At 60.3% G+C, this 12,394-nt stretch carries 9 protein-coding genes, 2 tRNA genes and 1 pseudogene; 5 read left to right on the top strand and 7 right to left on the bottom strand.

Translation table 11 applies throughout. From position 1 onward, the window contains the following. The first annotated feature begins 88 nt into the window (after positions 1-88). The 5 genes and pseudogenes from B0B13_RS05220 to B0B13_RS05200 all read left to right on the top strand — a co-directional run bounded on the left by B0B13_RS05220 (position 89) and on the right by B0B13_RS05200 (position 6,265). Complete coding sequence (locus tag B0B13_RS05220) at positions 89-1,648, top strand: MFS transporter (protein ID WP_076794830.1); 1,560 nt, start codon at positions 89-91, stop codon at positions 1,646-1,648. A gap of 17 nt (positions 1,649-1,665) precedes the next feature. After that, positions 1,666-2,505, top strand: a pseudogene (locus B0B13_RS05215) (M90 family metallopeptidase). Between the two features lie 115 nt (positions 2,506-2,620). Beyond that, the gene (locus B0B13_RS05210) at positions 2,621-2,887 is read left to right on the top strand and encodes a type B 50S ribosomal protein L31 (protein ID WP_076787226.1); all 267 of its coding nucleotides are present in this window, start codon (positions 2,621-2,623) and stop codon (positions 2,885-2,887) included. Positions 2,888-3,075: 188 nt separating this feature from the next. Then, positions 3,076-4,833: an ArnT family glycosyltransferase gene (locus B0B13_RS05205; RefSeq protein WP_076794828.1), complete on the top strand. Its 1,758-nt coding sequence runs from the start codon at positions 3,076-3,078 to the stop codon at positions 4,831-4,833. Positions 4,834-4,918: 85 nt separating this feature from the next. Next, positions 4,919-6,265, top strand: coding sequence for an MATE family efflux transporter (locus B0B13_RS05200; RefSeq protein WP_076794826.1), 1,347 nt, complete (start codon positions 4,919-4,921; stop codon positions 6,263-6,265). Between the two features lie 133 nt (positions 6,266-6,398). On the opposite strand, the gene B0B13_RS05195 is transcribed toward B0B13_RS05200, so the two are convergent. The 7 genes from B0B13_RS05195 to B0B13_RS05160 form a co-directional block, all read right to left on the bottom strand. Next, positions 6,399-6,475 (bottom strand) — tRNA-Asp (locus B0B13_RS05195). 72 nt (positions 6,476-6,547) lie between these two features. Further along, positions 6,548-6,623 (bottom strand) — tRNA-Glu (locus B0B13_RS05190). A gap of 348 nt (positions 6,624-6,971) precedes the next feature. After that, positions 6,972-8,009, bottom strand: a complete 1,038-nt coding sequence (locus B0B13_RS05185; protein WP_139337328.1) for a hemagglutinin repeat-containing protein — start codon at positions 8,007-8,009, stop codon at positions 6,972-6,974. A gap of 232 nt (positions 8,010-8,241) precedes the next feature. Continuing rightward, positions 8,242-8,502, bottom strand: a complete 261-nt coding sequence (locus B0B13_RS05175) for a hypothetical protein (protein ID WP_076794822.1) — start codon at positions 8,500-8,502, stop codon at positions 8,242-8,244. 8 nt (positions 8,503-8,510) lie between these two features. Continuing rightward, complete coding sequence (locus B0B13_RS05170) at positions 8,511-10,391, bottom strand: hypothetical protein (RefSeq protein ID WP_076794819.1); 1,881 nt, start codon at positions 10,389-10,391, stop codon at positions 8,511-8,513. A 176-nt stretch (positions 10,392-10,567) separates the two neighbouring features. After that, a complete protein-coding gene (locus B0B13_RS05165; protein WP_076794817.1) occupies positions 10,568-10,819 on the bottom strand; it encodes a hypothetical protein in 252 nt (83 codons plus the stop codon). Continuing rightward, complete coding sequence (locus B0B13_RS05160) at positions 10,816-12,192, bottom strand: hypothetical protein (RefSeq protein ID WP_076794814.1); 1,377 nt, start codon at positions 12,190-12,192, stop codon at positions 10,816-10,818. Before B0B13_RS05160 ends, B0B13_RS05165 begins: the two co-directional genes overlap by 4 nt. Positions 12,193-12,394 lie beyond the last annotated feature (202 nt).

The following is a 12,394-nucleotide window of genomic DNA, read 5'->3' as shown; positions in this document are numbered from 1 at the left end:
AAGCCATTCGCGATGCCGATGCGGCGCTGGCCCGTCAGCGTCCAGTATCCTACCCCGCGCCGCGCGGGCCGGGCCACGGCAGCAACCGATGAACACCGCGCCGGCAACCAGCACCGCAGCCGCACACGCATCCCGCCACGGCAACGCGGTGATGTCATGGGTGCTCGCGGCGGTCATCGGGCTAGACTATTTCGACAATGCCATTTTCTCGTTCTTTGCTACCTACATCGCCGGCGGCATCAACGCATCCCCCGACGAACTGGTGTGGGCCTCGAGCGCCTATGCGCTGGGCGCTGTGCTGGGCATCCTGCAACAGCATTGGTGGGTCGAGCGAATCGGCTATCGCCGCTACATCGCCGGATGCATGGGCTTCTACAGTGCCGGCGCGTTGCTGGCGGCGCTCTGCGACAGCTCCGCAGAACTGCTGTTCGCGCGAGGCATACAGGGCTACTTCGTGGGTCCGATGCTCGGCGCATGCCGGATCCTGATCCAAATCAGCTTCACCGCGCAGCGCCGAGCCGACGCGCTGCGGGTGTTTCTTACGCTGATTGTCTTGGGCAGTGCGCTCGCCCCGATCGCTGGCGCATGGCTGGTGTCGCATTTCGACTGGCGGGCACTCTTCGCCTGCACTGCGCCCGCGGGCTTCGTGCTCGGCGTGCTCGCGCTGTTGTCGCTGCCCGATACCGGGGACGTCGATCCGGCGCACCGCACCGAGCCGCACTATTGGGCCTATCTGGTGTTCGCATTCGCGCAGGCCGCGTTGCAGATTGTCATGACGCAGCTGCGCTTCCAGCTGTTCACCGGCTCGCCTGGCTTGATCGTATTGACCGTATGCGGCATTGCCGGACTCGCCTGGTTTGTCCATCACCAATGGCACCACCCGGCGCCGCTGGTACGCATGCACGCGCTGCGCGAGCCTACGTTTCAGGTCGGGCTGGTGCTCTATGTATTCTACTACTACCTATCGACGGGGTTCAGCTACCTGCTGCCCCGGCTGATGGAACGCGGACTGAGTTTTACGATCGAGAGCACAGGATATTTTAACGGCGTCACATCGTTGCTATCCGGCATGCTGCTCTTTGTCTACCTGCATTATTCGAAGCACGTGCCGCGCAAGAAATGGATCATCGTGCCCGGATTCGCGCTCGCGGCATTGGCCGCGCTGTGGACAGCGCAGATGTCGCCCCAGGCCGGCCACGACGCACTCGCCGCTCCGCTGCTGCTGCGCGGCCTGTTGCTGTTGTTCATCGTGCTGCCGGTCGCGAACCTGACCTTCCGCGTCTTCGAGATCGAGGCGTTCGCCCACGGCTACCGGTTGAAGAATCTGGTGCGGCAACTCGCCATCTCATTCGCCACCGCGTCGATCATCATGCTCGAGCAGCATCGGCTCGCGCTGCACGAAACCCGCCTCGCCGAAGCCGCCAACCCGTACAATCCGATTTTTTCCGCGGCACTGGACACGCTAAGCCGCGGCGTACTGGCTACCGGCAATCCGTCCGGTGATTCGCACGGCGTCGCCATCGCGCTGCTCGCCCGCAGTGTCGCGCAACAGGCGAATTTCCTCGCTTCGCTGGATGGCTTTTACTTTCTTGCCGCAATAGCGCTCGTCGGCGGGTTGTTCGCTGCATGGCAGCGTGCATTGGACTGAATTGCGGACAGGACCTGATGTTCAGCAAAGTCTCCGACTGGCTCGAGCGACGGCGCCGCGAGCGCGCGTTACGCGAGTTCGCGATTTCTGACGCGCTATGGGCACACACCTGCGCGCGGTTGCCATTCCTATGCTATTTGACCGACGACGATCAGGCGCGGCTGCGCGAGCTGGTCAGCCTGTTCCTGGCACAAAAGACGTTCACGACCACACACGCGCTCGAGTTGACCGACGAGATCTGCGTGGACATTGCCACGCAGGCCTGTCTACCGGTGCTGAACCTGGGCTTGGAGCTGTATCGCGGATGGGTCGGCATCATCGTCTACCCAGGCGAGTTTGTGATCCGCAAGACCGTCGAGGACGAAGCCGGTGTGGTCCATGAGATCACGCAGGATGCCAGCGGCGAAGCGTGGGAAGGCGGCCCGGTGATCCTGTCCTGGGAAGACGTGCAGATGACCGATGGTCGCGATGCGTACAACGTCGTGATCCACGAGTTCGCGCACAAGATCGACATGCTGGACGGCGATGCCGACGGCCATCCGCCACTGATTCGCCGCTAGCATGCGGCGCTGGAGCGCACTGAATGGGGCGACATCTTCGATAACGCGTACGATCAGTTCTGCGCGCGCGTGGACGCGGTTCCACCGCGCCTTTGGGCACGCCTGGAGCGCGATTCGCTGATCGACCCGTATGCCGCCGAACACCCGTCGGAATTCTTCGCGGTCTGCAGCGAGGCGCTGTTCGTACGGCCACACGCCTTCGCTGAGCAGTATCCGCAGCTGTACCGGCTGCTCGCGCGCTATTATCGACAGGACCCGGCCGGCACCGGGATCCTGAAAAATTCGCCAACCGACTGATTTTCAGGCATAATTCTACCTTTTCCACCTTCGGAAAGTGGCTCGCGCACCGGCAGCGGACTGTCGACAGGGTGACGCGGCGGGCTGGCTACCGCTTGAAACCAAGGAACGTATCATGAAGACAGGCATTCACCCCGATATCCGCGAGGTCGTGTTCCAGGACATGTCCAACGGCAAGACGTTCATCATCAGTTCAACGATCCAGACGCGTGAGACGATCGAGCTTGACGGCAAAACCTATCCGCTCGCTAAGGTTGAAGTGTCTTCCGAATCGCACCCTTTCTACACGGGCGAGCAGAACAAGTTCATGGATACGACCGGCCGCGTCGAGAAGTTCCGCCAAAAGTTTGGCAACCGTGCCGGCGCGAAGGTCGCGAAGTAAGCCCGGCCGCGAAGCGGCCGCCCGCGCTGGCGGCCACCCGGTACCTGGCAACGCCGCTTGCGGCGCGCCGCGCAGGCCGGGACAATTTCCATCAAGGGCAGCCTCGGCTGCCCTTTTCTGTCAACGGCACCCGCAGCACGACTACACTGCTGGATCGCCGATCACAAGAATAGGTCCAATCGCTACGCATGAGACCCGTTGTCCGACTCACGGCCGCGGCCACCAGCGCCCTGCCACGCTGGGCCTTGCTGACGATTTGCGTCGTCTATGCAGCATTCGGCCTGTTCGGCCGTGATCCTTGGAAGAACGAGGATGCCGCCGGCTTCGGCGTCATGTGGACGATGGCAAGCGGTACCTGGCGCGATTGGCTGCTGCCGAACCTGGTCGGCAAGCCCGTGACGACAGATGGGCCACTTGCCTATTGGGTCGGTGCTTCCTTTATCCGATGGCTAGATCCGCTGGTCGATCCGAGCAACGCATCACGCCTCTACACCGGCGTGTTTTTCTGCATGACATGCGCGTTCGTCTGGTATGGTGCGTACCTGCTTGGCCGGCGCCCAGAAGTGCAGCCGTTCAAATATGCGTTTGGCGGCGAACCGTTGCCGCGAGACTACGGGCGCACGTTGGCCGATGGCGCGCTGCTGATCGTGCTGGGTTGCTTTGGGCTGGCCGAGCGCGGCCACGAGACGACGCCGCAAATCGCTGAAATGACTGCGGTCGCCATGCTGCTGTACGGGCTAGTGCGCAGCCTCGACAAGCCCTTGCAAGGTGCGGCATGGACTGGCGTTGCACTAGGTGGCATCGCATTGGCGGGCAATCCGGTGCTGGCAACCGCATTGCTCGTGGCGATCGTTGCCACGGTCGGTCTGGTCCACGGCGTCCAGACCAAGCCGTTTGCCGTGGTCACGATGCCGTTGGCCCTCGCGCTGGGGCTGGCGTGGCCACTGGTCGCGCTATGGGTGTTCCCAGCGCATGCACCGGATTTCTTACGCACGTGGTTCCACGGCAACTTCGATGAGTATGCTGGGCCGCCGTCCAAGGCGCTGTTCTACGCGATTAAGAACTTGCCCCTGTTCACATGGCCCGCATGGCCACTTGCGATCTGGTCCTGGTACAGCTGGGGCGGCCTGCGCCGCGCACCGCATGTGGCAATTCCGATGTTCGTGTTCTGGCCCCTGCTGGTGCTGGTCGTACTGCAAAGCCATCAAACCAACCGGTTTTTCATGCTGCTGATTCCGCCGCTCGCGGTACTCGCCGCGTTCGGCCTGCCCACGCTGAAGCGCGGCGCGATCAACGCAATCGACTGGTTCGCGGTGCTCAGCTTTACGATCCTCGGCTCGTTCGTCTGGCTGGTCTGGCTCGCGAGCTTGACCGGCTTCCCGCATCCGCTAGCCCGCAACCTCGCGCGGCTGGTGCCCGGATTCCAGCCCGAATTCGCGCCCTTGTCGTTCCTGTGCGCGCTTGTCGTCACGCTCGGCTGGATCGCATTGGTACGCTGGCGCATCTCGCGGCAACCGAGGGTAATCTGGCGCAGTGTCGTGCTGACCAGCGGCGGCACGACACTGATGTGGGTGCTGCTGATGACGCTATGGTTGCCCGTGGTGAACTACAGCCGGACCTACCGTGACGTCGCCACGCAAATTGCCACGCATTTGCCATCTGACTATGCGTGTATCCAGCCGGTGCGTCTAGGCAACGCTCAATTGGCGACCTTCGCGTACTTCGGCAATATGCGCTTTGCATTTGGCGATGAGGATTGCGACGTACTGCTGCGACAGGACACGCACGATTTCAGCGCGCCGGGTGCCCTGCCGCCATACGCATGGCACCTCGCATGGGAAGGACGCCGGGCCGCGGATCGCGACGAGTTGTTCCGGTTGTATGTCAGGGTTGAGCGAACGAAGGCGCCACCGCACCGTGGTATGAGGCATCGCACGGTCCAATAGCCAATCCTCAAGACCATAGGCTGCCGGGTGCCGCCGGCCGATAGCCGCGCTGTCCGCTCAACCCACCGTCCAACCCACGCCCGACATGCTGACCGACGCCCGTCAAATTCTCTCCCTCGCCTGGCCCGTGCTGGTCGGCCAGTTGGCGATCATTGCGTTCGGCGTCATCGATACTGCCATGGTCGGACGGTATTGTGCCACGGACCTGGCCGCTCTTGGACTCGGCTCGTCGATCTACATCTCGGTCTATATCGGTCTGACGGGCATCCTGGTCGCGCTGCAGCCCATCGCGGCACAATTATTCGGCGCGCACCGCCACGCGCAAATCGGCGAGGAAGTACGGCAATCGGCCTGGCTCGCCATCATACTGGCGCTGCCCGGCTGTCTGCTGTTGTACTTCCCGACGCCGTTGCTGCGCATTGCCGACGCACCGCCGGAACTCAATGAGCGCGCGCTCGCCTACCTGCGCATCCTGTCGCTCGGGCTGCCGGCCAGCCTGCTGTTCCGTCTCTTTAGCTCGCTATCGAATGCAGTCGCGAAGCCGCGGCCGGTCATGCTGATCCAGCTTGGCGGACTGATATTGAAGGTACCGCTCAATGCGCTGCTGATCCACGGCGCGTTCGGCCTGCCGGCGCTGGGTGGTCCAGGCGCCGCCCTCGCCAGCTCGATCATCAATTGGCTATCGGCCCTCGTCGGCATCGTGCTACTGCTGCGCGTCGATTTCTATCGCCAGTTTGCAGTGTTCGCGCAATGCTCGTGGCCTCACTGGCGGCAACAACTGGCGTTGCTCAAGCTTGGTGTCCCAATGGGCCTGTCCTACCTGATTGAAGTCACATCCTACACATTCATGGCGCTGTTCATCGCGCGTTTCGGCACCACGACGCTTGCCGGGCACCAGATTACCGGCAATGTCAGCGCAGTCCTGTATATGACACCATTGTCGATTGGCATCGCGACATCCACGCTGGTCGCCCAACGGCTCGGTGCGCGCGAATTCGCCGCTGCACGCATCCTATCCGCGCATGGGATCGGATTAGCCTCAGGCATCGCGCTGCTGTACGCAACGGTTATCATCGTGATGAGGCCGTGGCTGATCGCCGCCTATACGCCCGACCCGAATGTGGTTGCCGCCGCCATGCCGCTGTTGACGATCGTCGCTGTCTACCACCTGTGCGACGCGCTGCAGATCACTACTGCGTTCGCGCTGCGTGCGTACCAGGTCGCCGTGGTCCCGACGATAATCTACGCCATCGCGCTATGGGGCGTCGGCCTGGGCGGCGGATACCTCGCCGGCTTCGACCCACTACATTGGATGCCCGCGGCACTGACTGGCGCGCGCGGCTTTTGGTACGCCAATACGCTAAGCCTCGCGCTGGCAGCGGCTGGGCTGCTGGTCTATTGGTCAAGCGTCAGCAAAAGGATACACGCATAGGCGGCGTCGCTCGGTCCAGAAGCGGGCCACCGCTGGATGCGGTGGGCACGAATGCGCATGATTCGCCGCATCATGCCAGCGGCGCCTGGCAGTATGAAATAAAAAAGCCCGCATAAGCGGGCTTTTTTAACTTTGGCGGAGTGGACGGGACTCGAACCCGCGACCCCCGGCGTGACAGGCCGGTATTCTAACCAACTGAACTACCACTCCAATTCGACATCTTAGCGTGCAAGCGTTGGTTACTCTTGCATACTGCGCGCACTTTTTGGTGCACCTGATATCTGGCGTCCCCTAGGGGATTCGAACCCCTGTACTCACCGTGAAAGGGTGATGTCCTAGGCCTCTAGACGAAGGGGACATAATTTTTTCAGGTTCTGTCTCGCTGTTTTGTTTAACAGCTCAGAAAAAACAACATTATAACGACGTTTTTTCCGTTTGTCAAGTCTTTTTTGATCCATTTCCTTCGTTTCAACGAAGACTTCACTTATTTCCGCCAAAACTTCACAACGTGCCCGACTCGGAACAACGCTGCTTTCGTCATCAGCAGAGACCAAGATTATACGCAGACTGGTCCGGGGTCGGCAAGCACTTTTCCGTTTTTGTCAGCGAATGCGATATGGTCACTCCTGCGTCGCAGCACGCCGACAACTGCCGACTGCCCAGTCAGTCCACTGCACTGCGCATCGCGCCACAAGCTCGTGGCCCTTCACGGCAATGTCAAAACCGCCTTCGCCAGCCTCGATCCCTGCCTGCTCGCGGTAACGCTTGCATAGGTGCCACGCGCGTTGCCGTTCTGCACGTTGAAACTGGCACTGCCCCCGCCCTGGCTCACGTTCAGCCCGACGCCCGCGCTATGCTGGTGCGCCGCACTCACGCTGGTGTCCTGGACGCTCGCCACATTCAGGTCGCCTTGCACGTCGGCGACCACCCGATTGCCCTTCACGTTCGCGCCCACAACGTTCGTATCGCCACCGCTCTTAATCGTCACGCTCTCGCGTGCGCGAACGTGCGTGTTGTTCTGCATCGCCCCGTCCGAGTTGCCGTCGCCGTTGGCACGCGCGGCCGACGCCGACACGCCGAGCCCCTTCGTGCCGATCGATACGCCAACGCTGCCGCTTGTCGAGCCATTGTCGTGACGCACACGCTCAGTGTCGGTGCTGTTGCGCAGATCCACCCGATCGGTGGCCGCAAGGTGGACGTTTTGCGCATCAATCTGCGAGCCGTGAATGATCACGTTCCCTTGGCCTGGGTCCTTCTCGCCCGTCGCCTGGAATTTTGCGAGCCCGCCTGCCTGCACGCGATTGCCGTGCGCCTGCGTACTGTCCTCGCTGAACACTGAGCGGCTGCCGGACGAGCCGATACTCACCGTCAGCTTCGCTTCGGGCATCTCGCCCTTAGCCAGCGTGCCTAATTCGCCCGGCACTGACTGGTACGCATCGTACAGGCCACTGGCCCCGGCTAGCCCGCGCAGCGCCCGTACCCGATCGTCTTGACTGTGGGCACCCGCGCTGGCCTGCTGTACCACATTATTCACCGCTGCGATGCCCGGCGTTTGGATCCCGAGCGTCACGCCGCTTTGCCGCATCGCCTGTTGTCCGCTATGGTGCTGTTCATCAGTCGCAGTCTGCAGCGTCACCGTCTTCGCCGTGCCCACCACGTCCTTCGCGGCGATGAGGTCGCTGCCTTTCACGTGCAACTCGTTGCCCGCCTCGATCGTCACGCTGTCCTTGACCGAACCGACCACGCTGCCGTGATTTCAGAAATTCAAGAGCTCGCTGATTCCATTCGCCTGGCGAGCCATTCTGTACTTGCAGGTTTGCCTGTATTGTCAATTCTTCACGCGCCTGTTCAGCGGTCAAACCGTAGCGCTTCGCATACATCGCTTCACGATCACTGATTCACTTCCTCTCCTGCGGATGCAACTGCCGGTTGAAGCGAAGCGCTGCGCGAATGAAAACATCCGTGTAAAGCCACATCTACCAATCTTCTAAAGCATGAGAATATTGAGCATGTGCCTCGCCTAGATCAGTATATTTGAACAATGAGCTCTCGGTATTTGCGAAATACCATCTATATTTGTTCTGCACTGGAGGCACCACCTTACCCTGTTCAATCTCTTCAAATAAGCCGCTCATAAATCTCAGCACCATTTCCGCATCGTCATCTACTTTTGCATAGCGAGCCAATAGTTCGTGCAATGCACGCGCCTTCTCTTGCAAATTCTTGACTTTATCCACACTTCACCTCAGCGCAACGTAAATGGATTAATCTTGAAAGGCTCAATCCACTGACCTCGGTTCGGCACAATGACTTGCTGCGCTCCGCCAGGCATCGTTACCATTCCCTGCGAAGTTCCCGCAACTTCCGATACAAACACATTCGGCGCAATGCCCGCTTTGGGCGTAATAGCGTAGTAATCCACGCCCTTACCCATCATGTTAGCCGCTTGGGTTGCCGGTAAACCCAAAATCTGGCCCGCTTGTTCAGGTGTCATCGTTGCGATTGCGCGTGCTTGCTCGGGACTCAACCAGTAACCACTGTACGGTGAGATACTATCGCCCTTTGGCACCACCTTCACCAACATCGCACCAGGTGCTGCCGTCCCCATTTGAGGCAAATTCGCGCCCGATCTCATGTAACGTTGAGCAATTGTCTCAATATCCACCTTGGGCATATTCGGATTTCCCATCCGAATCTCCTGCATCAATGCTTGCGCTTGGGGTGATTGCATCATCTCCGGCGGCATTTTAACGCCATCGGTCACGAACTCTTTATAGCTAGCCGCGCTCAGCTTGTTCAACGCCGCCGCCCGGTCAGTAATGGCGTTCGCCACCGCTCCCGCCGTCACTGCACTGCCCAATCCCAATCCCGCTTCAAGCAGACTTGCCGCACCCGGCGACAATCCAAGCCCCGTCAACGCCTGGTTCAAATAGGTCGATTCCGGTTGCCCTGACACCGTCTGCTTCGCGCCCGCTATCAGTACATCCGCACTCGTACCCGCCACAAATGCATTCGCCACGCAGCCAAGGCCTGTCGTACACGTTATCGGCGCACTCGCTACTGCTCCGGCAACACCCATCGCACCCAATGTCGCTTGCGCTGCCCCCGCACCCCGAGACGTGAACTGATACGTGTTGTTCCACTGTTTCGCAGCATCGATATTCGCGTCACTGAATAAGCCCGACGTCGTATAACCGAACAGGCCGTCTTGTTGCGAAAGTATCCGACGTTCATCGGCCAACGCATCGCTCGCACCGAATTCCGCGATTTGCTTGAAATGCTGATAGGCCGCACTGTCCTCTGGGTATTCCGCATAGCATTTCGCCATCGCACAGGCTGCTGCCGCCAGCCGAGCTTCTTTAACTTCGTCTTTTCCTGCGAGTTCTCTGATACGCTGCTTCTCTTCTAGATGCAACTGCCGATTGAACCGATCGACGTTGTACGCCGCCTGCGCGCCCTGCGTTCCCCCAATCACGCCCCCCGCCACGCTCGACATCACATTCGCCACAATGTTGCCCAGCGTCTTGTCCAAGTCCGCGTTGCCGGTCGGCTTCTGGTCCGCAATCTGCCGGCTCACCGCATCAAGCTTATTCGCCAGCAACGCCGACACCAACGACCCCGCGCCGCTTTGCGCCGCCCCCAACAGCCCTCCGCCAATGCCCCCCACCAGCGAGCCACCCGCGCTCTGCAGGCCAACACGGTAGCGCCCGCTCTCACCCCATTGCTCCGCTTCAGCTAGATACTGCTGTTTCTGTTGCGGATCGTCGCTCTCGCTAGCCGCCTGGAGCAAGGCTTCGCGCTTGGCATCCGCCACGTCCCCGATCCGCCGCGCAACCGCCTCGCCGGCGTCACGCATCGCGCTCATCAGCTCACCCTGATTCTGCAAGCTCTTCTGGACGTCCGGCGTCTTGTCCACCCGACCGTTCAGATTCGTCGCATCGCGGTTCAGCCCCGCGATAGCCTGCTTTTGTTGATCAGGGTTCGTGATCTCGATCTCAGCATCGCTGATCGCGCTCTGCGTTCTTGCCCGCCGACTTGCGAAACGCAAGAGCGTAAACAGCACGCTCACCCAGGCCCGACGCATCGTTTCCCGTGGATGCAGATCACCAATGACCTGCTTGCTCACACCGGATTCCTATCCGGTCAGCATGTCCTCTTAGCGTCAGTTATCGGCACCCGCGCATTACCACCACATCAGACATCACTACATGATCGCCGGCGTGCCCATTATCCCCTGACACCGCAGCAGGCAAACGCCGCAGACGATGAACTCAGCATATGCTGGTTGTTCACCATTTCAGACTATCGACCCGATGACTTTTTTTCACTGAACCACGTCACTGTTCCTGCGAAAAAACTGAACAGAACAACAAACACTGCCATTCGGCCAGCCCGATTCCACGTTGGCAATTGATACGGAATGTCGTACAGCAGCCATAGCACCGCAGGGCCGGCAATCAGTTCACTTATTGCCACAATTAGGGTTGCCCCGATAAACCAGAGCAACACATTGTATACCCAACGAAACCATTCAAAGGCAGTCTTCGATTTCATCTCTTGCCGGCTCCATTCACCTTGTTTTGCACTGCCGCGCCAGCTTTTTCTTGTATAACGCCACCTCCGAAACTGCCCATCCATGATGGAATTGAGCTCGGCGGTACATACTTCGACATCCCCATCCCAACATCCATCCACTCCTGCCGATACCAAGGATTCAGCACGTCATTGAGCTTGCCCTCAATTTTGGCTCCAATCGGATACCCAATCACCGTCCCCACCGCCGCGCCCCCCATCGCCGCATTCGGGTTCTGACCTTGCAGTGCTGAGCCGGTCAACGCACCGCCGACTCCCGTCATGAACACCGGAGCAAATTTCATCCCCGTCGATACCGCGCTCGTCACTCCCGACAACGCAAAGCTCGTCCAGTCAAACGGCTGATCACCCATGAGTTGGACACCTCCATTAGCTCCCAGCCCCAAAAGCGCACCCGCGCCCATCATGCCCGCCGGAGCCAACGAACCGCCCGCGGCCAAACCTAGACCAATCATCCCCGTGCCCGCCACCGTTGCACCAACCGGATCCTTATTGATGTTCGACGTCACTAGCTCGTTATACGTCTGTCCCCGCCCAAGCTGGCTCTGCCCTGCGTCATATGCCCCTTGGTTCGGCTTGATGTACTGACTGTTGTAATCATGATCCGCATACTGCGCATCCTTTTTATCACCGTAGCAATTCAGATTTTGGCAACCTACAATACTGCGAATCTCGTAATCATGCTTGCTGCCTGTCGCTTCCGCCGCCTGCTGATCCGAATTGCGCAGTATTTCCGCTACGATCCGGCCTTCCGCTTCCTGCTCACTAATCTTGAGCTGCTGCGCCACCAGCTTCGCATGCCGCTTCGCTAAATCGTATTCGCCCTGATGCAACTGCCGATTAAACCGATCGACGTTGTACGCCGCCTGCGCACCCTGCGCCCCGCCGACCACGCCCCCCGCCACGCTCGACGTCACATTCGCCACCAAGTTGCCCAGCGTCTTGTCCAGGTCCGCGTTGCCGGTCGGCTTCTGATCCGCAATCTGTTGGCTCACCGCATCAAGCTTATGCGCCAGCAACGCCGATACCAACGACCCCGCGCCACTTTGCGCCGCCCCCAACAGCCCTCCGCCAATGCCTCCCACCAGCGAGCCGCCCGCGCTCTGCAGGCCAACACGGTAGCGCCCGCTCTCATCCCATTGCTCCGCTTCAGCCAAATACTGTTGCTTCTGTTGCGGATCGTCGCTCTCGCTAGCCGCCTGGAGCAAAGCGTCTCGCTTGGCATCCGCCACGTCCCCGATCCGCCGCGCAACCGCCTCGCCGGCGTCACGCATCGCGCTCATCAGCTCGCCCTGATTTTGCAAGCTCTGCTGGACGTCCGGCGTCTTATCCACCCGGCCGCTCAGATTCGTCGCATCGCGGTTCAGCCCCGCGATAGCCTGCTTCTGCTGCCCAAATTTTCACCTGAACCACGGACCGAATTTCTCCGGATCGTCGCTCAGCATCCCCGACTTGCGCAACGGTTTTGGCAAGTAATTCGCAAACACGACGAACAGAACAATAAATAACGGTAACCCGATCGAAAGCAACGCCACA

It is taken from the genome of Burkholderia sp. b14, from assembly GCF_900156195.1.
Lineage (GTDB): Bacteria > Pseudomonadota > Gammaproteobacteria > Burkholderiales > Burkholderiaceae > Mycetohabitans.
This window is presented reverse-complemented; position numbering and strand designations above follow the sequence as displayed.

Excerpts from the sequence above, each read along its gene's own strand:
- B0B13_RS05220 (WP_076794830.1), top strand. The coding sequence starts at position 89 with ATGAACACCGCGCCGGCAACCAGCACCGCAGCCGCACACGCATCCCGC.
- B0B13_RS05210 (WP_076787226.1), top strand. The coding sequence starts at position 2,621 with ATGAAGACAGGCATTCACCCCGATATCCGCGAGGTCGTGTTCCAGGAC.
- B0B13_RS05205 (WP_076794828.1), top strand. The coding sequence starts at position 3,076 with ATGAGACCCGTTGTCCGACTCACGGCCGCGGCCACCAGCGCCCTGCCA.
- B0B13_RS05200 (WP_076794826.1), top strand. The coding sequence starts at position 4,919 with ATGCTGACCGACGCCCGTCAAATTCTCTCCCTCGCCTGGCCCGTGCTG.
- B0B13_RS05165 (WP_076794817.1), bottom strand. The coding sequence starts at position 10,819 with ATGAAATCGAAGACTGCCTTTGAATGGTTTCGTTGGGTATACAATGTG.